This is a genomic window from Flavobacterium sp. 102 (assembly GCF_003634615.1).
GTDB lineage: Bacteria > Bacteroidota > Bacteroidia > Flavobacteriales > Flavobacteriaceae > Flavobacterium.
This window is the reverse complement of record NZ_RBKX01000001.1, coordinates 3781773-3801393: the sequence shown is the minus strand read 5'-3', so window position 1 is coordinate 3801393 and position 19621 is coordinate 3781773. Positions and strand designations below refer to the sequence as shown.

General features: G+C 35.4%; 21 protein-coding genes and 1 other RNA gene. 11 read left to right on the top strand and 11 right to left on the bottom strand.

Annotation, left to right across the window (positions count from 1 at the left end):
- Positions 1 to 113 precede the first annotated feature (113 nt).
- From C8C84_RS16885 to C8C84_RS16870, 4 genes are all read right to left on the bottom strand, one after another.
- Positions 114 to 386, bottom strand: a complete 273-nt coding sequence (locus tag C8C84_RS16885) for an HU family DNA-binding protein (protein ID WP_121314922.1) — start codon at positions 384 to 386, stop codon at positions 114 to 116.
- A 175-nt stretch (positions 387 to 561) separates the two neighbouring features.
- On the bottom strand, positions 562 to 1509 hold the full coding sequence (gene fmt / locus C8C84_RS16880) for a methionyl-tRNA formyltransferase (protein ID WP_121314910.1): 948 nt from the start codon (positions 1507 to 1509) through the stop codon (positions 562 to 564).
- A 2-nt stretch (positions 1510 to 1511) separates the two neighbouring features.
- Positions 1512 to 3404, bottom strand: coding sequence for an ATP-dependent DNA helicase RecQ (locus C8C84_RS16875; protein WP_121315102.1), 1893 nt, complete (start codon positions 3402 to 3404; stop codon positions 1512 to 1514).
- Between the two features lie 88 nt (positions 3405 to 3492).
- Entirely contained in the window at positions 3493 to 4029 is a 537-nt protein-coding gene (locus C8C84_RS16870; RefSeq protein ID WP_121314909.1) for an AAA family ATPase, read from the bottom strand.
- Between the two features lie 283 nt (positions 4030 to 4312).
- On the opposite strand from C8C84_RS16870, the gene C8C84_RS16865 reads away from it, so the two are divergent.
- The 4 genes from C8C84_RS16865 (at position 4313) to C8C84_RS16850 (ending at position 7522) form a co-directional block, all read left to right on the top strand.
- The gene (locus tag C8C84_RS16865; RefSeq protein WP_121314908.1) at positions 4313 to 4597 is read left to right on the top strand and encodes a DUF493 family protein; all 285 of its coding nucleotides are present in this window, start codon (positions 4313 to 4315) and stop codon (positions 4595 to 4597) included.
- Positions 4597 to 5310, top strand: coding sequence for a DUF4290 domain-containing protein (locus tag C8C84_RS16860; RefSeq protein WP_121315101.1), 714 nt, complete (start codon positions 4597 to 4599; stop codon positions 5308 to 5310). The genes C8C84_RS16865 and C8C84_RS16860 overlap by 1 nt, the downstream gene beginning before the upstream one ends.
- An 81-nt stretch (positions 5311 to 5391) precedes the next feature.
- Entirely contained in the window at positions 5392 to 6702 is a 1311-nt protein-coding gene (murA, locus tag C8C84_RS16855; protein ID WP_121314907.1) for a UDP-N-acetylglucosamine 1-carboxyvinyltransferase, read from the top strand.
- Positions 6703 to 6754: 52 nt separating this feature from the next.
- Positions 6755 to 7522, top strand: a complete 768-nt coding sequence (locus C8C84_RS16850) for a TSUP family transporter (RefSeq protein WP_121314906.1) — start codon at positions 6755 to 6757, stop codon at positions 7520 to 7522.
- Here C8C84_RS16850 and C8C84_RS16845 read toward each other — a convergent pair whose 3' ends face one another.
- Genes C8C84_RS16845 through aroQ form a run of 3 tightly spaced genes read right to left on the bottom strand, consistent with a single transcriptional unit; the run spans position 7523 to position 10843 of the window.
- On the bottom strand, positions 7523 to 7882 hold the full coding sequence (locus C8C84_RS16845; protein WP_121314905.1) for a hypothetical protein: 360 nt from the start codon (positions 7880 to 7882) through the stop codon (positions 7523 to 7525). It abuts the gene before it with no gap.
- Between the two features lie 60 nt (positions 7883 to 7942).
- Positions 7943 to 10408 (bottom strand): DUF5686 and carboxypeptidase regulatory-like domain-containing protein, encoded by a 2466-nt coding sequence (locus C8C84_RS16840; protein WP_121314904.1) that lies wholly within the window; start codon positions 10406 to 10408, stop codon positions 7943 to 7945.
- A 21-nt stretch (positions 10409 to 10429) separates the two neighbouring features.
- Positions 10430 to 10843 (bottom strand): type II 3-dehydroquinate dehydratase, encoded by a 414-nt coding sequence (aroQ, locus tag C8C84_RS16835; RefSeq protein WP_121314903.1) that lies wholly within the window; start codon positions 10841 to 10843, stop codon positions 10430 to 10432.
- Positions 10844 to 11125: 282 nt separating this feature from the next.
- On the opposite strand from aroQ, the gene C8C84_RS16830 reads away from it, so the two are divergent.
- From C8C84_RS16830 to C8C84_RS16805, 6 genes are all read left to right on the top strand, one after another.
- On the top strand, positions 11126 to 11740 hold the full coding sequence (locus C8C84_RS16830) for an outer membrane beta-barrel protein (RefSeq protein WP_121314902.1): 615 nt from the start codon (positions 11126 to 11128) through the stop codon (positions 11738 to 11740).
- 183 nt (positions 11741 to 11923) lie between these two features.
- Positions 11924 to 12463 (top strand): porin family protein, encoded by a 540-nt coding sequence (locus tag C8C84_RS16825; protein ID WP_121314901.1) that lies wholly within the window; start codon positions 11924 to 11926, stop codon positions 12461 to 12463.
- A gap of 78 nt (positions 12464 to 12541) precedes the next feature.
- The gene (xerD, locus tag C8C84_RS16820; RefSeq protein WP_121314900.1) at positions 12542 to 13441 is read left to right on the top strand and encodes a site-specific tyrosine recombinase XerD; all 900 of its coding nucleotides are present in this window, start codon (positions 12542 to 12544) and stop codon (positions 13439 to 13441) included.
- Between the two features lie 64 nt (positions 13442 to 13505).
- Positions 13506 to 13898 carry a response regulator gene (locus tag C8C84_RS16815; protein ID WP_121314899.1) on the top strand — a complete coding sequence of 131 codons (393 nt, stop codon included), beginning with the start codon at positions 13506 to 13508 and terminating at the stop codon, positions 13896 to 13898.
- Between the two features lie 59 nt (positions 13899 to 13957).
- Complete coding sequence (locus C8C84_RS16810) at positions 13958 to 14476, top strand: helix-turn-helix domain-containing protein (protein WP_121312279.1); 519 nt, start codon at positions 13958 to 13960, stop codon at positions 14474 to 14476.
- Positions 14431 to 15300: an IS3 family transposase gene (locus C8C84_RS16805; protein ID WP_121312278.1), complete on the top strand. Its 870-nt coding sequence runs from the start codon at positions 14431 to 14433 to the stop codon at positions 15298 to 15300. Before C8C84_RS16810 ends, C8C84_RS16805 begins: the two co-directional genes overlap by 46 nt.
- A 66-nt stretch (positions 15301 to 15366) precedes the next feature.
- Here C8C84_RS16805 and rny read toward each other — a convergent pair whose 3' ends face one another.
- The 4 genes from rny to C8C84_RS16785 all read right to left on the bottom strand — a co-directional run bounded on the left by rny (position 15367) and on the right by C8C84_RS16785 (position 17727).
- The gene (gene rny / locus C8C84_RS16800; protein ID WP_121314898.1) at positions 15367 to 16929 is read right to left on the bottom strand and encodes a ribonuclease Y; all 1563 of its coding nucleotides are present in this window, start codon (positions 16927 to 16929) and stop codon (positions 15367 to 15369) included.
- A gap of 49 nt (positions 16930 to 16978) precedes the next feature.
- Positions 16979 to 17086: non-coding RNA, 6S RNA (gene ssrS, locus C8C84_RS16795), on the bottom strand.
- 50 nt (positions 17087 to 17136) lie between these two features.
- The gene (locus C8C84_RS16790; protein ID WP_121314897.1) at positions 17137 to 17433 is read right to left on the bottom strand and encodes a cell division protein ZapA; all 297 of its coding nucleotides are present in this window, start codon (positions 17431 to 17433) and stop codon (positions 17137 to 17139) included.
- Positions 17434 to 17436: 3 nt separating this feature from the next.
- Positions 17437 to 17727, bottom strand: a complete 291-nt coding sequence (locus C8C84_RS16785; RefSeq protein WP_121314896.1) for a hypothetical protein — start codon at positions 17725 to 17727, stop codon at positions 17437 to 17439.
- 190 nt (positions 17728 to 17917) lie between these two features.
- Between C8C84_RS16785 and C8C84_RS16780 the strand changes: the two genes are divergently transcribed.
- Positions 17918 to 19615 (top strand): M23 family metallopeptidase, encoded by a 1698-nt coding sequence (locus tag C8C84_RS16780; RefSeq protein ID WP_121314895.1) that lies wholly within the window; start codon positions 17918 to 17920, stop codon positions 19613 to 19615.
- Positions 19616 to 19621: the final 6 nt, after the last annotated feature.

The window sequence follows — 19621 nt, the reverse complement described above, 5'->3', positions numbered from 1 at the left end:
AATTTTTATTAAAGTTGGGAAAAAAAAATTAGATAACCAAAAGAATTTGTTAAAAACAAAAAAACCATCTCGATTGATTGAGATGGTTTTTGTATATCAGAAGAACTAATTTATTAGTTTACTGCTCCGTCTAATTCAGCACCAGCTTTGAATTTAACTACATTTTTAGCAGCGATTTTGATAGTTTTTCCTGTTTGAGGATTTCTTCCGTCTCTTGCAGCTCTTTTAGATACTGACCAAGAACCGAATCCTACTAAAGATACTCTTCCACCTTTTTTCAAAGTACCACCTACATTTCCTAAAAATGATTCTAAAGCTAGTTTTGCAGCAGCTTTTGTGATTCCAGCGTCAGCTGCAATTGCATCGATTAATTCTGATTTGTTCATAATGTTAGTTATTAATTGTTGGTTAAACATTCTGTTAATGATAACAAATTTAATAGGAATTCCTTACCGTGCAAGCGTTTTCGGGTTTTTTTCAAAAATTTGTTGATAACTTCGGTCATTTGTTGATAAACCCAAGCGTTTCGTCGATTATTTTGAGTCAAAACGCCTTGAGACCTTATTCTGCTTGCGCTCTTTCAGAAAATGTAACACCATTTAATAGTTCGTGAGCCTGCATTTTTTTCTTTCCGGGCAATTGTAAACTTAGTATTTGGATATAACCATCTTTTACAGCGACTTTGATTTCTTTTTTGGTAGTGATGATTTGACCAACATTAAAGGAATGTGCTTCAGATATTATTTTGGCATCATAAAGTTTTACATTCCATTCTTCTCCGTTGTCTTTAAAAAAACACCAAGCTGATGGATAAGGCGATAAACCTCGAATTAAATTATGAATTTCATTGACTGATTTGTTCCAATCTACTTTGCAGTTTTCACGATTGAGTTTATAAGCGGTTTTGATTTCAGAATTATCTATTTGAATAGTTGTCTCCACCTTTCCTTTTTCTATTAAAGTCAAAGTCTCGACAACTGCGTTGCTGCCTAATTCCATTAATCGGTCATGTAATTCGCCTGCGTTTTCTTCCGAACTTATTGCTGTTTCTTTGCTCAATATCATCGCGCCGGTATCAATTTTATCATCAATAAAAAAAGTAGTCACACCGGTTTTGGTTTCACCATTAATGATTGCCCAATTGATTGGTGCAGCTCCACGATAGTTTGGCAAAAGCGAAGCATGAAGATTAAAGGTTCCTAGTTTTGGCATGCGCCAAACAACCTCAGGCAACATTCTGAAAGCCACAACCACTTGTAAATTGGCATTTAAACTTTGTAATTCGGCCAAAAAAGTTTCGTCTTTTAAATTCGATGGTTGTAATAATCTTAGGTTGTGTTCCAATGCATATTCTTTCACCGCTGAATATTTCAGCTTTTGGCCTCGACCGGCAGGTTTGTCAGTTGCGGTAATGACACCAACAACTTCGTGATTATTTTTGATAATGGTGTCCAAAATGCCGACGGCAAATTCTGGAGTTCCCATAAAAACGATGCGTAATTTTTCCATGCTTATTTTAAGGAATATAAATTATTCGAATTGATGCTGATGGTTTCGTCTTCCAGCAACTTCTGCAACGCAAAGATAACATCGTCTTTCGGAAGTTTGGTCAACTTTTGAATGTCTCTCGAATTGAAATCTTGTATTTTTAATAATTCAACAATTTTATCGGAAACGGTTTCCGGGTTTTGCTTCTTTCTATTTTTCGAAATACAATAGGAGCAAATACCACAATCTGCAGCGAGGCTTTCACCAAAATACTGCATCAATACTTTATTCTTGCACGATTTGGTGTCTTTACTATACTGTAGAACCGCTTGCAACTGTTCTGTTTTTAACTTGTTCTGTGCTTCCAAATATTTAGAAACTCGGTTAATGGTACGTTCATCTTCTCGAATTTCATTCAAAGTAATCGTCGCGTCATTGCTTTTAGCCATCATTTCGATGATGTTTTTCTCTTTTAATTTTTGCAAAAGCGAAAGCACTTCGTTCTCAGTATGATTAGATTTTTTGGCAATCAATTGTATGTTGAAAGCAGTTTGCATGTCATAAATGCCGGGATAAGTGCGCAACATCGTTAAGAGAATTTCTTCGTCATTCGGATTCAGACTCATATACCGAATCACTTCTTTGGACGGAATGATAAATTGCAACGTGATTTTCTCTGAGAATTCTTGTGATAAAGTGATTATACCTTGTCGGTCTAAGAACTGCAAAGCATTATAGGTTTTTAAAGTTGGAAAACTATATTTGGTGCAAAAGTGATTCAGGTTGAAACTAAATTGTTCGTCAATACCTTCGCCATAAGCGATTTGGAAATAATTGCATAATTTAGTAAAAACCAAATTCAAGAATTTTTTATCCGGTAAAACGCTGATAAATTGCGCTTCAGCGTGTAAAATATCGGATGGATTGTTTAATAAAACGGCAAAAGCTTTATCGCCGTTACGTCCGGCGCGTCCGGATTCTTGGTAGTAATTCTCTAGATTTTGTGGCAAATGCAGATGAATAATAGTCTTAACATTCGCTTTGTCAATTCCCATTCCGAAAGCATTGGTAGCGACCATCACCTGAACTTTTTCGTTCATCCAAAGTTGCATGTGCTTTTCTTTGTCTTTGGATGACAAACCGCCATGATAAAAAGTGGCAGTAAAACCAAGGCTTTCCAATTGATGAACGGTTTCATTGCACGACTTTCTATTGGTTACATAAATAATAGACGGTTGTGGGTTCTTTTGGAGAATTTGTTGCAGTAAATGCAACTTGTCCTCGGTTTCAAAAACCATATAAGCAATGTTATCTCGGTAAAATGACTTCGTGAAAATCTGAGGATTATCGAGTTTTAATTGCACCATAATATCTTCCTTCACTCTTGGCGTAGCCGAAGCAGTCAAAGCCAAAAAAGGCACTTTCGGAAAGTATTCTTTAAGTTGTACAATCTTCAAATATGCCGGTCGAAAATCATGTCCCCATTGTGAAACACAATGTACTTCGTCAATCGCGATAAGATTTACAGGAAGATTTTTAATGCGTTCCAAAATCCAGTCGTTTTGCAAACGTTCAGGAGAAAGGTATAGGAATTTGTAATTGCCAAACTGGCAATTGTCTAATAAATTGATTATCTCATCGGAATGAATGCCACCGGTTAAAGCGATGGCTTTTATGCCTTTGTTTTGTAAATTCTGTACTTGGTCACGCATCAGCGCAATCAGCGGAGAAATCACCAAGCAAATGCCTTCCTTCATCATGCCCGGAACCTGAAAACAAATCGATTTTCCGCCACCGGTTGGCATCAAGGCAAAAGTATCTTTGCCTTCCAAAACCGAAGCGATGATAGCTTCCTGTGGTTTCCGAAAAGCATCGTGTTTCCAATACTTGGTTAGGATTTCTAGGGCTGAATTCAAATTGTGAATGGTCAATTGTGAATGGTGAATTACAAACTAATTCAAATGTATAAAAAAGAATTGGAGTGCTGTTATACAAAAAATGTATTTATGCAAGCTGACTTAAGATATATTGGATGCGTTCTTCCACGGTTCCGCAAGGAACTTGAATGAGTTCGTAACCATATTTTTCATAGGTTTCTATCAAATGGTCGAAGATGAGTTTGGCTTGCTCAAAGTTTTCATAACGCGCTTCGTCACTTTCGTAGATTTCTTCCCAAGGCGGAAGTACAAAAATTTTGGCGTATTGATGTTCTCTGCAAGCATGGTCAAAAAAAGCCGGATAACTGTCGCCGATGTAATGCATGTAAGCTAAAATATCGGGAATTCCTCGGTCGAGGAAAACCAAATCGGCCACGTCTTCCGTAGCTTGTTGGTGTTGTTTTCTTCTGCCTTCGAGTAATAATTCGCTGAAGAGTAAAGGTTTTTCAAGAAACAATTGTTCGATGCCCTGTTTTTTGGCTTCTAAAGTTACTTGTCTTGAAATCTCAGGGAAACACGCGTAACCTTGTTCGATAAGTGCATCGATGATTGTGGTTTTTCCGGTGCCCGGACCGCCGGTTATGACTATGAGTTCCTTTTTCAAAATTTTTAGCAATAAGGGGCAAATTTATTGAAACAAATTAGAATACCGAAAGGGATTTTGGTTTTTATTTCGGTCGTGGCCAAAAGTGCGATTAGTTTCCTTTTTAGCCCTGATGGGAGCGGTTACCGTGTAAAAGCGGACAGCAGGAAAACGGCTTGTAAACCAACCCGAACCTTTCGCTACTGATTAAGATCGGCACAAGTCAAAAAAATAAATAAAACCGATGGAATTCTTCTCCAAAATCTGAAATCAATACTGTATATTTGCTTTTATTTTTTGATTAATGGATAAGAAAACCGAAGAATTTTATACCCGATTGCGAGAAGAGTTGAACAATACTTCAACATGGCCGACTGAATATTTGTATAAATTTATTGTGCCAACAGACCCTAAAAAGATTGAAGAAGTCGAAAATGCTTTTGATAATTTGGGCGCCGTAATCCAAACTACCCAATCTAAAACGGGAAAATACACCAGTCTTTCTGTAAACGTGATGATGGAAAGTCCGGAAAGCGTTGTCGAGAAATACATTGAAGTTTCTAATATAGAAGGAATAATTTCATTATGATGGCGGAGAAATATATAAAAGAGAATGCCAATGATGTCGTTCACCATTTGGAGTACAATGCCGAGAGAACGCATTTGATTATTCCGGAATATGGTCGTCATTTGCAAAAATTGATTGACCAAGCCACTGTAATTGCAGATAGGGAAGAGCGCAACAAAGCAGCCAAATACATTATTCAGGTAATGGGAAGTTTGAATCCGCACTTGCGTGATGTGCCCGATTTTCAGCATAAATTGTGGGATCAGATTTTTATCATGTCCGATTTCAGATTGGATGTTGATTCTCCGTATCCTATTCCGACCAAAGATGTAATTCATCTGAAACCGGAACGTTTGCCTTACCCGCAAAAAAATCCGAAGTATCGTTTTTATGGCAACAACATCAAATACATGATTGATGTGGCCAACAGTTGGGAAGAAGGCGAAATGAAAAATGCGTTGGTAAAAGTCATTGCCAACCATATGAAGAAATCTTATTTGAGTTGGAACAAAGACACGGTAACCGATACCGTGATTTTTGAGCATTTATATGAATTGTCCGAAGGTACTTTAAATTTATTGCAGAGCTCTGAAGAATTATTGAATACCAATGATTTGATGCGTACCAATAAGAAAATGTCGAACAAAAATATGCCGCCTCAAAGCGCAAAGATTAAGAGTAATAATAACGGGAAGAAACCGTTCCCGAAGAAAAATAATAACAATCAGAAATAAAGGTGCTGAGGCACTAAGGTTCTAAGGTACTAAGGCCTCAGAACCACAGAGCCTCATGACCTCAGAACCTTAAAAACACATATGGGAACTTTTAAAATTGAAGGTGGCATTTCACTGAAAGGAGATGTACAACCACAAGGCGCCAAAAATGAAGCATTGCAAGTTTTGTGTCCGGCATTATTAACTTCAGAAAAAGTTAGAATTACCAATATTCCGGATATTATTGACGTTAATAAACTCATCGTTTTATTGGGGAATTTGGGCGTAAAAATTCAAAAAAACGGTGTTGGTGATTACACTTTTCAAGCAGATGAAGTCAATATTGATTATTTAAAAACGGAAGCCTTTAAGAAAGAAGGTGGAAGCTTAAGAGGTTCGATTATGATTGTTGGGCCACTTTTAGCCAGATTTGGTTGTGGTTATATTCCAAAACCGGGTGGTGATAAAATTGGTCGTCGTCGTTTGGATACGCACTTTGAAGGATTCATCAATTTAGGAGCCAAATTCCGTTACGAAAGAGAAGACCATTTCTATGGCGTGGAAACCAAAACCCGTTTGAAAGGCGCTCACATGTTATTGGACGAAGCATCAGTAACCGGAACAGCCAATATTGTGATGGCAGCTGTTTTAGCTGAAGGAACAACTACTATTTATAATGCAGCCTGCGAGCCTTACTTACAACAGTTGTGTAAAATGTTGAACTCCATGGGTGCGAAAATCACCGGTGTTGGGTCTAACTTATTGACCATTGAAGGCGTTGAAAAATTAGGCGGTTGCGAACACAGAATCCTTCCGGATATGATTGAAATCGGTTCGTGGATTGGATTGGCAGCGATGACGCGTAGTGAAATTACCATTAAAAATGTAAGTTGGGATAACTTGGGTGTGATTCCAAGTGTGTTTAGAAAATTGGGAATCACTTTAGAAAGAAAAGGAGACGATATTTATATTCCGGCTCATACCAAAGGTTATACCGTTAAAACTGATATTGACGGTTCTATCTTAACTATTGCCGATGCGCCTTGGCCGGGATTTACGCCTGACTTGTTGAGTATCGTTTTGGTGGTAGCAACGCAAGCCAATGGCGATGTTTTAATTCACCAAAAAATGTTCGAAAGCCGTTTGTTCTTCGTGGATAAATTGATTGATATGGGTGCCAAAATTATGTTGTGTGATCCACACAGAGCGGTGGTCATGGGACATAATTTTCAATCGCAATTAAAAGCGACAACAATGTCTTCGCCTGATATTCGTGCGGGAATTTCCTTGTTGATTGCTGCGCTTTCTGCTAAAGGAACTTCTACGATTCAAAATATTGAGCAAATTGATCGCGGTTACGAAAGAATTGACGAAAGGCTCAGAGCTTTAGGGGCTAACATCGTTAGAGTTTAACAAAACAGATATATAAAGAGGCGCAAATTGTGCCTCTTTTCATTTTGAGCCTATGGAAACCTACATCATTGTATTGCTTTGTATTGCTTCTTTCTTTGCCGGTTTTGTTGATGCTATTGTTGGCGGCGGTGGTTTGATTCAAACTCCTGTTGCAATGATATTGATGCCCAACCTTTCGGTAGCTAGTATCATTGGCTCACTCAAAATCCCGGCATTTAGCGGTACTAGTTTTGCTGCTTTTCAGTATTTGAAGAAAGTCGATATGAACTGGAAGCTGCTGTCTATTATGGCGGTCTTGGCCTTTTGCTCAGCTTTTTTAGGTTCGGCGCTGTTGAATGTGGTCAGTAGTGATTTTATGAAACCGTTGCTGTTTTTTGTTTTAATCGGATTGGCGATTTATACTTTTAAAAAGAAAAACTTCGGACAACACCAAGAGAAAGTACATACCGTTAAAAGGCAAATGCTTTATGCGGTTATCATCAGCATATTGGTTGGTTTCTACGATGGCTTTATTGGTCCCGGAACGGGAAGTTTTTTAGTGTTAGGATTTGTTTCGATTTTAGGATTTGATTTTCTTCATGCTTCCGCGAATGCAAAAATGGTCAATCTTGCCACCAACTTCGGTTCGATATGTTTGTTTGTCTTGAAAGGCAAAATCATATGGGCTTTTGCGATTCCGATGGCTTTCTCTAATGCTTTAGGCGGTTGGATTGGCGCCAAATTGGCCATAAAAAAAGGAAACGACTTTATTAGAAAGTTTTTCCTTTTTGTAGTGGTATTGACGTTAATCCGTTTTGGATATGATGTTTTTATAAAATAATTACCATTCGCTGAAAACAACACTGTCATTTATGGTAAGACGAGTAATGTGCTTACAAGTGGTCCCGAATGGCGCTAAAGGTGTCCAACTTTTAGCATAAAACAGTGTAATTTTCTTTCCTTCAAAATCTTTTTTGGCTTTAGCCATTTCAAATCCGTTTTCAAAACCGCGATTGATATAGTAGGTAGTTTTGTGGTTTTCCAATTGAAAAACCACATCTTTAACACCACCTTCATAAACTGATTTTACGGTCCCGGAAACTTCAATGGAATTTTCTTTGGAAGTATCAATCGCCGTTGATAAAATAATAAAAAAGGCAACAACGAAAAATAGGATAAAAATATAAATAGCTTTTTTCATGGTTTTAGTTTTATGGTTATCTCTAAAACGAATAAAATCACTTTTTATTATTCATTTCATTTAAAAATTGAGACCAAACATCACGCCATCGCCTTGATAACCATTTTGATAGGTACGAACATAATCGATTCTCAAAACTCTGAATTTCCCAAAGCCTAAATTGCTTAAACCGGCAGAGAATTCTTGATAAGGATTTCTATCGGGAACCGCCAGGTTCTTAAAGCCTAAAACTAATTTTGATTGCAATTTGTTCAACAACGGAATTTTATTCATGATAAACCCTTTGTCGTTGTATTCCATATGCGTTTCAAAATAGCTGTCGTTGGTACTGGCTAAATAGTAAGGTAAAAAGTTAAATTGATTGGTATAAGAACTGCCAAATACCACATGGGTTTGGTTTCCGTTGAAATGATTATAATCAACAAAGGAGATTCCTTCTGCATTAAAGAACTTTCCGGCCTTAGTGTTGATGGCTATTGCGCCTTTGTTGCCCATAGTTAAATCATAGGTTATTCTGGTCGAAATTTTATCATAATTGTATAGGTTCTCACTTCCGCCTAATCCTTTTTCATAATTTAGGGAAACAGTTGGGTATTTGTCGTTCCCGAGATTGTATTTCCCGTCAGGACGTGTGATGTATTGTTGGCCAAATTTTATTCTGGCACCAACATTTAGTTTAACCAAATTATGTCTGTCAATCGCTGATGTAGTATAGTCAAAAGGAAGCAAAGGATTATTCGAAGTATATAAATCTTCTGATTTGATTACAGTATAATCTGTAGTGTTGAAGAGCGGTTTTCTTTCTGAATATTCAAGACCTAAACTCATGTTTAACCCATTGAACATTTCTCTTGAAAAATTAGCAGCGATATAATTCTTCTCATACAATTTCATAAAGTTGTTTTTGAAAAATAACGTACTTATGGAATTAATCAACTTTGAAATTGGCTCTTCGCGGTTGAACTGATTGACCGAATTCCCGCCAAAAACAGAAAGATAAGATTTTGATTTGTTGCTTAGTTTTGACGAAAAATAAGCCGTTGGTCTAAATCTCTCGTCTGAAAAGCCATACGCCAAAGACGAACCAAATTGGTAATAAGTGTTTTTGTCTTCGTTTCTTTTAAAGTAAGACAAACCAATACTGGTATTATAGCCTTGAACGGTGTTGAAAGAAGTGTTTAATAATGGTCCGTTGTAATTTATCGACCATTTTTTATAAGAATTAGAATAGCTGTAACCATTTAAAACATCCATCAAGCGGAATTTATTTTTTTTGGCATCAATTGAATCTAAATATACTTTTGACTTTTTCTTTTCTTGAAGCGCATCTTTCTTAATATAATCGGTGGTTTCTTCAGAAGTTAAAGGCACGGGACGAATGGTGTTCCAAAAAACATCGTCTTTTTTATTGGCATTTTCTTCAAATCGGATAACTTCTGCTGTAAATGTTTTCTTTTCAAATTTTTCTGGAAAGGCGAAATTTGAAAACACATAAGTAAATCTTCCGGAGATGTTCACGCCTAACATTCCGGCATCAAAATCTAAAGTTTGTGTATTTTTTGCCCAGATTCTTGAAGTGCTGTTGTAGCTGAAATTTTGTTTTAAAGTCAAAGTATTTAATGCAGGATTTTGAATTTGCTTACCGGTAAAACTGACATCAACTGCATAGATTGCATAAGTATCATCGACTATATAAATGTAGCCCGACATTACGGGTTCAGTTTCTCTGCGTGGAATGATTTTGATTTTGTTAATCTGTTGGCGATTTTCTGTAAAAAACGAACCTTCAAATTGGTATTTGTAATAATTGAACGCGTTATCTGCTATAGGGGAAACTACATTAGTATCAAATTCTAAATAATTTTCATAAAAATCAAAATTGGCAGACGAAGCATCGTTAAAACTAAAGCCGTTGTCATTACCGCTGACTTTGGAAGCCAAGATTTCTTCCTTCATTTTATCCGGTTTTTGAAAAGTAACTTTGGAAACGGTTTCGGATAAATATAAAATACCGCTTCGTGTAGAGTCAATTACCTCGTCAAAGAAATCGAGTTTTTGCCCTAAGATTGTTTTGGGTAAATTTTTAACTCTAAAAATACCTCTCGAATAAAAATCGGCAGTATATCTTGCTGTTTTAGCAGAGTTTTCTTTTTTGTTTTTGATGGCATTCCTAATGATTTCATTTGCCGGATTGTCTTTTGGATTGATGACTACTTCATTTAAAATGAAATTTTCTTCAACCATTACAATCTCTAAAACGACAGGTGTTTTATCAATAGTAATTGTTTGCTTGTTGGTCTTAAAACCTAAATACTGAAAAATAATAGTGTGTTGTTTTCCTGGCGTTTTCAGATTTAATTCAAATTGCCCTTGGTCGTTACTGGTGGTTCCGTTATAGGTGTTTTCCTCGAAGATGTTTACAAAAGGCAATGGATTTCCTTTTTCATCGGTGACTTTTCCTTTGACTTGGGACAAAGTAATTGTAGAAATAAATAAAAATAGGGCAGAAAGTAGTTTTTTAGGCATGTTAAAGATAAATTTTAGAGTTTATAAGAATGATTGCAAAGCCAATTCGTAACTTTTTAACCCGAAACCAATGATAATTCCTTTAGCATTTGGAGAAATAAAAGATTGATGGCGAAAAGTTTCTCGAGCAAATGTATTAGAAATGTGTACTTCGATTACCGGTGTTATGATAGCTTTAACAGCATCGCCTATACCAACCGATGTATGTGTGTAAGCTGCCGCATTGAGAATAATGCCGTCATAGGTAAAACCTGTATCCTGAATTTTATCGATGAGCTCGCCTTCAATATTACTTTGAAAATAGTCCAAATCGATCATAGTGTATTTACTTTTCAATTCTTCAAAATAGTTTTCGAAGGTCTTGTTTCCATATATTTCCGGTTCGCGTTTTCCTAATAGGTTGAGGTTTGGTCCATTTATTATTATAATTTTCATACAATTTGATCTTTTTGTAAATGTATAAAGAATCTTTAACAGTGAAAATTAATGTTTTTTGATGATTTTATGTTGAGGTGCAAGCATTAAAAGTGGTTTTTTGTGTTTTTCTATTAGTGCTCTTTTTTTTAAAATCTTTATGAGATGGCAACATTTCCTTGTAAATCAATAGTGTAGCCTGTTAAAATTGTTAACAAAAATGTTAATAACTGTAAAGAGGTCTTTGGCTGCTTAAAAAGGATTAAGAATAATTTAGTCTCACTAATTTTAAAATTAATAAACATGAAAAAAATTATTTTAACTGTTGCTGCAATATGCGCTTTTGGGTTTGCTAATGCACAAGACAAAAAAGAAAGTTCAGAAGGATTTGCTAAAGGAGATTTGTACCTTTCAGGTACTTTCAACTTTTCAAGTGAAAAAACTGGAGATTTTAAAACTGACTCTTTCACAGTTGCTCCAGGTTTAGGTTATTTCATTTCTGATAACTTAGCTATTGAAGGATCGTTAGGGTTTACATCAGGAAAAGATGTAGTTGATATTTTTAATGATGGAGATTTGTACGAAGTTAAAAATTCTGGTTTTGGTATCAATGCTGGAGTAAAATACTTCTGGACACCTGCAAGTAAATTCTCTCTTTCTGTTGGTGGAAACATCTCTTATGCTTCAGTTAAATCAGAAGTTGATGGATTAGGTGAAAGTACTTCAAAAATCATTGGTGTTAATGTTCCTGTAGGTTTACATTATTTTGTTTCTGATAGTTTTGCAATCACTACTTCTTGGGGTGGTTTTGGTTATTCATCTAACGATAACGGAGGTGATGGAGCTGAAAAAACTACTGGATTTGAATTAGGTCTTGATATGTCAACTGTTAGCTTTGGTTTACTTTACAAGCTTTAATTTACACTCACTTATTCACAAAACCACACTTTTAAGTGTGGTTTTTTTATTTAATAGCTGATTGTCAGCGATGTAAATATTTTTTATTTGTTAACAACATTGTTGAAAAGATAGGGTTGGTATTATTACGAATGAAAAAGATTACTATAAATTTGTTCATATTAATTTTAAAATTAAACAAACATGAAAAAAGTTTTATTAACTATGGCTGCTGTATTTGCATTTTCTTTTGCAAATGCACAAGACAAAGGTGGTTCAAGCGACATGAGATTTGGTGTTAAAGCTGGTTATGCCAACACTAACTTTGGTGGAGATGCAGATACTGATGCTGCTTCAAACTTCTACTTAGGTGGTTTAGTAGATTTTACTATTTCTGAGAAATTCCACGTTCAACCAGAGTTATTATACTCTATGGAGGGTGCTGATAACCCAGAGACTGGATTAAATTTCGTTAGAATACCGGTTATGGCTAAGTATTACATAATGGAAGGTTTAAATCTTCAAGCTGGACCTCAATTTGGTTTTGTTGCAGGAGGAGATGCTATCAAAGATTCATTGAAATCATTTGATTATGGTTTAGGAATCGGTGCCGGTTATGAATTGGAGTCAGGATTATTCTTTGATGCTAGATATAACCTAGGTTTAGCTGATTTGAACGATACTGGAGGTGATGCTAAAATTTCTACAAATTCATTTAATGTTGGTTTAGGATACAGATTCTAATCAGTTTTAAAGATTATATTTTAAAACCTCTCGTTATGAGAGGTTTTTTTATATCCATACATTTCGTTTATTTGTAATATGAACTGGAACAGCTATATCAAGAGTTTTCAATCTTATTTAAAAATTGAAAGAGGCTTGTCAAAAAATACAGTGGCCAATTATACTTTTGATTTGGAAAGATTGTGCGCTTTTTTAAGTGCTGCTAATATCAATGTTTCTCCCGAAAAAATTAAGGAAGAAACCATTCAACAGTTTATTTATGAAATCTCTAAAGAAGTCAATGCGCGTTCGCAAGCCCGAATAATTTCAGGATTAAAGAGCTTTTTTACGTATTTAATTTTTGAAGATTTTCGTTCTGACAATCCGATGGAATTGATTGAAGCCCCAAGAATAGGCAGAAAATTACCGGATACCTTATCAGTGGAAGACATTGATAATTTAATTGGTGCCATAGATTTGGCCACGCCCGAAGGTGAACGCAACAGAGCGATGCTCGAAACTTTATATGGATGTGGCTTGCGTGTTTCCGAAATAATTACTTTGAAGATATCTGACTTGTTTTTTGAAGAAGGCTTTATTAAAATTACAGGTAAAGGCAACAAACAGCGATTTGTTCCGATAGCCCAATCTACCCAAAAGTTTATCGGACTCTATAAGCAATCAATTAGAAATCATATGGTTGTTGCTAAAGGTTTTGAAGATACTTTGTTTTTAAATCGAAGAGGCAAACAACTTACGAGAGCTATGGTTTTTACTATTATAAAAACTTTAGCCGTTAAAATCAATTTAGTTAAAAATATAAGTCCACATACTTTAAGACATTCTTTTGCTACCCATTTACTTGAGAATGGTGCTGATTTACGTTCGATTCAAATGATGCTTGGTCATGAGTCAATTACGACGACTGAAATCTATGTTCACTTGGATAGGAGACATTTAACACAAATCATCAATACATTTCATCCGAGAAAAGCGTAGTTTATCGGTTTTTTTGTTTAATATTGCAAAGTCTAAGACAATAATCCCCAAATCTGTTTTTAAAATGAAGTTCAACAACCTATTTGTTGTGGATGATGATAAGGTACACCACTTTATTATCAAGAAGTTGCTCGAAAAAAATAATATTCAGGTCAATCCATGTTTTTTTGAGAATGGACTAGATGCCTTGAGCGATTTAAAAGCCAAACTTAATGAAACCGAAAACCTTCCTGATTTAATCTTATTGGATATTAATATGCCTGTTCTCGATGGTTGGCAATTTTTGGAGGAATTTAGTGAAATAAGAAAAAATGTCTTAAAAGAAATCACCATTTATGTTGTAAGTTCTTCTGAAGATTATTTCAATTCTGATAAACTCGAACAATTTAAGAGTTTAATTGCGGAATATTATGTGAAGCCGATGACTGGCGATGTGATTAAAAAGATATTTACCTAATAAAAAAGGCGACCTATAGACTGCCCCCAAAAAGTTAGACACTTATTGGGGGCATTTTTATGAGTAGAAAAATCAAGTATGACATTGACTTCAAGAAGTCAATCGTTGAGAAAGTTATTAATGGAAAATCTGGTTGTAAGTCAATAGCGATTGAGTTTTCCTTGCAACATGGTATGGTTAGGCGTTGGGTTTCTTTTTACCACAAGTATGGTATTGAAGGACTTAAACCAATAAAAAACAGCTATTCTGCTGAGTTTAAACTAAAGGCTATTAATGAGATGAGAAATAAATACTTATCTTTATCTGAAACCTGTATCCTTTTTAAAATTCCTAGTATTGGTTCTTTGATGAAATGGATAGCGATTTATGATAGTGAGGGTTCAGCAGGTTTAGCATTAGAAAGAAGAGGAAAACATAAAGCTATGCCTAAAAAATCTAAAAAAGCCTTAACCCGAGAGGAAGAACTACTGGAAGAGTTAGCCGATTTAAAGGCAGAGAATGCCTATCTAAAAAAGCTTCATGCCTTAGTTCAATCAGAAAAAGAGAAAGAAGAAAAACGCAAATCATCCAAGAACTAAGGCAACAGCATGGATTAGCCACGCTACTCAAACATGCTGGGATGGCCAGAAGTACTTTCTATTACCATCGAAAAGAGCTAGGTAAAGAAGATAAGTATAAATCTGCTAAAGAGGAAATTAAACTTATATATCATCAGCACAAAGGTCGCTTCGGATATAGAAGAATATTGTTAGAAGTTAAGAAAAGAGGATATGTAATCAATCACAAAACGGTTTACAAACTTATGAAGGAGCAAGGCCTAAAGAGCCTGATTAGAGGCAAAAAGTATGTCTCTTATAAAGGGGAACTAGGTAAAATAGCGCCAAACTTACTTCAGAGAAACTTCAAAGCAGCACAGCCTAATGAAAAGTGGGCTACTGACATAACCGAGTTCCGGGTTAAAGAAAAGAAACTTTATCTATCGCCGGTTATTGATTTGTTTAATGGAGAGATTATTAGTTATACAACTTCGGAGAGCCCAAATATCAAACAGGTTATAGATATGCTAAAAAAATGTAAGCGTAATAAAAGTGATAAAACATTGATATTGCACTCAGATCAAGGTTGGCAATACCAAATGAAAGCATATCAATTTATGCTTAAACGAAAAAACATAAGTGCTAGTATGTCCAGAAAAGGAAACTGCCTAGATAATGCAATTATAGAGAACTTCTTTGGAACGCTAAAATCTGAACTGTTTTATCTTAAAAAGTATGATTCTATAGCAGAATTAAATAAAGATATTATAGAGTATATAAAATACTATAACAACGATAGAATAAGGCTTAACTTAAATGGAATGAGCCCGATACAATACCGAGCTCATTCAAAAAATCTTAATTAATTTTTAACCGTCCAACTTTTGGGGTTAAGTCCACTATTGGTCGCCTTTTTTATGCAGTACTTTTAATTATTTAGCGATATTCACCGCTCTTGTTTCTCTGATTACAGTGATTTTTACTTGCCCCGGATAAGTCATCTCCGTTTGAATCTTTTGTGAAATTTCAAATGATAGGTTAGAAGCCATATCGTCACTTACTTTTTCACTTTCTACAATCACACGTAGTTCGCGACCGGCCTGAATTGCGTAAGCATTCTTAACGCCGGTAAAGCCAAAGGCAATGTTTTCCAAGTCTTTTAGTCTTTGGATATAAGAATCAAGTACTTGACGTCTTGCGCCTGGTCTTGCGCCTGAAATTGCATCACACACCTGAATAATCGGAGAAATCAAATATTTCATTTCAATCTCGTCATGGTGCGCTCCAATCGCGTTGCAAACTTCTTCTTTTTCGCCATATTTCTCAGCCCATTGCATTCCTAATAGGGCGTGTGGTAAATCACTTTCTGTATCTGGTACTTTACCAATATCGTGTAGTAAACCGGCGCGTTTTGCTAATTTTACATTCAATCCTAATTCAGCGGCCATGATTCCGCAAAGCTTGGAAACTTCACGCGAGTGTTGTAATAAGTTTTGTCCGTATGAGGAACGGTATTTCATTCTACCAACTACTTTAATCAATTCAGGATGTAAACCGTGAATTCCTAGATCAATAACTGTACGTTTACCAACTTCAATGATTTCATCGTCGATTTGTTTCGTCGTTTTGGCCACTACTTCTTCAATTCTCGCCGGGTGAATTCTGCCGTCAGTTACCAATTTGTGTAATGACAAACGAGCAATTTCTCTTCTCACCGGATCAAAACACGATAAGATAATTGCTTCCGGAGTATCGTCAACAATAATTTCAACACCGGTAGCGGCCTCTAAAGCACGGATGTTTCTTCCTTCACGACCAATGATTCTTCCTTTAACGTCATCTGATTCGATATTGAACACCGATACACAGTTTTCTACTGCTTCTTCCGTTCCAACACGTTGAATGGTATTGATGATAACTTTTTTAGCTTCTTGTTGCGCTGTTAATTTAGCTTCTTCAATGGTGTCTTGGATATGCGACATCGCTTTGGTTTTGGCTTCCGCTTTCAAGCTTTCTACCAATTGCTCACGAGCATCTTCAGCAGACAGACCTGAAATCACTTCCAATTGCTCTACCTGACTTTTGTGTAGTTTTTCAAGCTCTTGTTGTTTCTTGTCTAACAGCTCTATTTTACTATTGTATTCATTTGTTTTGGCTTCGTAATCGTCATTGACTTTTTTGGCTTTGGCCAATTCGCTCGATACTTGAGATTCTTTATCGCGTGTTCTCTTCTCTACTTCGGCTATTTTTTTGTCTTTGTTTAAAATCTCTTTTTCATGCTCTGATTTTAATTCTAAAAACTTCTCTTTGGCTTGAAGTAGTTTGTCTTTCTTAATGTTTTCAGCCTCAACGTTAGCATCTCTTAAGATAGAGGTAGCCTCTTTTTTAGCGTTTTTAATCATATTAGAGACGTTGCTTTTTTCTAGGAATTTTGCAATTCCAAAACCTCCGGCAACGCCAACGATTAACGCAATTATAGTTAATGTAATTTCCATGTTTTGATTGTGTTTATATATAAAAAAAGCCTACATTAGGTGAATGCATAAACTCGTAAGGACAAGTTTTGAGCTAACTCGTTGGTCAAGGATCCACGATAAAAGTGGCGTGCTTTAGTAACGATGATTTGCTCATTCTAAATTGTTAGTGTTGAGTTTACCAATTAAAATCTAATGTAGGCGGTATTGTAATCTATGTTAAGAACGTTATTTTTTATCGAGATAGTCGAACAATAAATCATTAATTTTTTTTAATCTGTCCAGAGTTTCTGTACCGTCAATGGAATTATCCACTTGCTTTTGTTCTACTTGCGAGGCAAATTGTAAAGCGCACATGGCCAATACATCTTGTTTGTCGCGAACGGCATAGTTTTCTTCGAATTGCTTAATCATCGCATCAATTTTTTTGGAAGCACTTCTCAGTCCTTCTTCTTGCGAAAGATCTACCGTTAACGGGTAAACTCTGTCGGCTATTGATAACTTTATTTTAAGCTTATCCTCCATATTTTAGTCTGATAACTGCGCTATACAGTAATCGATCTCTCTGATTAATGAATTTATTTTAAGCTTTGTATCTCTTTTATTTTCTTCACCGCCTAATAATGAATTGGCCATTTTGAGGGATTCACATTCTGATTTCAATGCTGTGATTTCGTCAGTTTTCTTTTGAATCAATTTTGAAGCTTCTTGCAATTCTGTTCTTAATGCCATAGAATTTTTCTCCAAACTGTCTATTTTCATAAAAAGTTTTTCAATCCTATTTTCAACAGAATCAATTATTTCTGCAATTTCACTCATAAATTACTTTATTCATTACTTACTTTACAAAGTTAGGATTCTATTTTGTTTGCACAATATTTTTGACAATTATTTATTCCTTGTTTTTAAATGAAATTATAATATTTTGTTTTTTAACGAGTTATAAATTAAAAATCACGATTGTAAATTTTAACTCACTTTTTTGTATCTTAGCTAAAACAACTTTTGGATGAAATATATCTTGTTTTTGTGTTGTTATTCAACTTTGGTTTTAAGCCAAAATCAGTATCCAAAGGACTATTTTCGTTCTCCTTTGGATATTCCTTTGCAGCTTTCGGGCAACTTTGGCGAATTAAGACCCAATCATTTTCACTCAGGTTTCGATTTTAAAACCCAAAAAAAAGAAGGATTCAATGTTTATGCCGTAGCTGATGGTTATATTTCCCGAATTAAAATAGCCGAAAATGGTTATGGGAAAGCCATTTACATTACCCATTCTAATGGTTATACCTCTGTTTATGGACATTTACAATCGGGATACGGTGAAGTTGAAAAGTTAATTAAAAGCGAACAGTATAAAGCGAAATCGTATGAAATTGATTTAACATTTTCTTCCACGGATTTATTAGTCAAAAAAGATGATGTTATCGCAATTTCCGGAAATACAGGCGGTTCTGATGGTCCGCATTTGCATTTTGAAATTCGCGACACCCAATCCGAGAAAATTATCAATCCGATGTATTTCGGCTTCGATTCGGCAATAACCGATTCGAAAAGACCAATTCTTAACAGCTTGTTTGTTTATCCTTTAGACAATAATTCGATAGTCAATCAATCAAAAAGACCAATTGCGGTCAGTATTTCACAACAAGCAGACGGAAGTTATATCGCCGAAAAAGTGTTGGCGACAGGGAAAATCGGTTTCGGAATTACCACTTTTGACTATGATGATGTTTCCTGGAATGCAAATGGAATTTTTAGAGTGCAAACTTTTCTGAACGGCAAAACCAATTTTAGTTACAAGTTTGACACTTTTGCTTTCGATGAAACGCGTTATGTCAATGCGCTAATTGATTACAGTCGCTATAAAAAGTTAGGACAACGCGTTCAGAAACTGTTTGCTGAAAATGCATATCCACTGAGTATAATCCAATCCGGAACCAATGGAGGAATCATTTCAGTTACTTCCAATGTAACTCAAAACTATAAAATTGAAATAGCCGATTTTAGCGAAAATGTGACTAGAGTTTTTATCCCGATTGACTATTCACCATTACCTTCTAAAGTATACGAAGAGCCAATTACATCCAAATATTTAGTCAAAACCAATAAAGAAAATGTTTTTTCATTAGAAAATGTCACTGTTTCTATTCCGGCGAATGCTTTTCTAAAAGATTTCTACATGGATTTTGAAGTCAAAAACGGATTGTTGCATTTGCATGATGATTTGGAACCGGCTTTTGCCAATATGACGATAACTTTTGAAGACAGTATTACTGCCGAAAAAGAAAGACAAAAAATGTTTATCGGTTCCATTGATGGTAAAAAAATCTACTATTACCATACTAAACGCTACAAAAATTCGTTTACTGTTTATTCCAAATATTTGGGAGATTACAAATTATTCAAAGACAGTATGCCGCCAAAAATCAAAATTGATAAGAAAATCGGTGGTAAATGGATTAGCCAACAAAACGAATTGATATTCACGATTTCCGATGATTTGTCAGGCATCAAAAGCTACGAAGGCACGCTCAACGACAAATGGATTTTATTGGAATATGAACCCAAAACTAAAAAACTGATTCATCGCTTTTCAGATGGTATAGTAGCCGAAGGGAAAAACGATTTAAAAGTCGTCGTTAAGGATAATGTTGGAAATTCTACTATCTTTGAAACACATTTTTTTAGAAGTCAAAAACCTTAATTATAT

Coding starts and splice junctions, on each gene's coding strand:
- C8C84_RS16885 (WP_121314922.1), bottom strand. CDS start 386: ATGAACAAATCAGAATTAATCGATGCAATTGCAGCTGACGCTGGAATC.
- fmt (WP_121314910.1), bottom strand. CDS start 1,509: ATGGAAAAATTACGCATCGTTTTTATGGGAACTCCAGAATTTGCCGTC.
- C8C84_RS16865 (WP_121314908.1), top strand. CDS start 4,313: ATGGATAAGAAAACCGAAGAATTTTATACCCGATTGCGAGAAGAGTTG.
- C8C84_RS16860 (WP_121315101.1), top strand. CDS start 4,597: ATGGCGGAGAAATATATAAAAGAGAATGCCAATGATGTCGTTCACCAT.
- murA (WP_121314907.1), top strand. CDS start 5,392: ATGGGAACTTTTAAAATTGAAGGTGGCATTTCACTGAAAGGAGATGTA.
- C8C84_RS16850 (WP_121314906.1), top strand. CDS start 6,755: ATGGAAACCTACATCATTGTATTGCTTTGTATTGCTTCTTTCTTTGCC.
- C8C84_RS16845 (WP_121314905.1), bottom strand. CDS start 7,882: ATGAAAAAAGCTATTTATATTTTTATCCTATTTTTCGTTGTTGCCTTT.
- C8C84_RS16840 (WP_121314904.1), bottom strand. CDS start 10,408: ATGCCTAAAAAACTACTTTCTGCCCTATTTTTATTTATTTCTACAATT.
- aroQ (WP_121314903.1), bottom strand. CDS start 10,843: ATGAAAATTATAATAATAAATGGACCAAACCTCAACCTATTAGGAAAA.
- C8C84_RS16830 (WP_121314902.1), top strand. CDS start 11,126: ATGAAAAAAATTATTTTAACTGTTGCTGCAATATGCGCTTTTGGGTTT.
- C8C84_RS16825 (WP_121314901.1), top strand. CDS start 11,924: ATGAAAAAAGTTTTATTAACTATGGCTGCTGTATTTGCATTTTCTTTT.
- xerD (WP_121314900.1), top strand. CDS start 12,542: ATGAACTGGAACAGCTATATCAAGAGTTTTCAATCTTATTTAAAAATT.
- C8C84_RS16815 (WP_121314899.1), top strand. CDS start 13,506: ATGAAGTTCAACAACCTATTTGTTGTGGATGATGATAAGGTACACCAC.
- C8C84_RS16810 (WP_121312279.1), top strand. CDS start 13,958: ATGAGTAGAAAAATCAAGTATGACATTGACTTCAAGAAGTCAATCGTT.
- rny (WP_121314898.1), bottom strand. CDS start 16,929: ATGGAAATTACATTAACTATAATTGCGTTAATCGTTGGCGTTGCCGGA.
- C8C84_RS16790 (WP_121314897.1), bottom strand. CDS start 17,433: ATGGAGGATAAGCTTAAAATAAAGTTATCAATAGCCGACAGAGTTTAC.
- C8C84_RS16785 (WP_121314896.1), bottom strand. CDS start 17,727: ATGAGTGAAATTGCAGAAATAATTGATTCTGTTGAAAATAGGATTGAA.
- C8C84_RS16780 (WP_121314895.1), top strand. CDS start 17,918: ATGAAATATATCTTGTTTTTGTGTTGTTATTCAACTTTGGTTTTAAGC.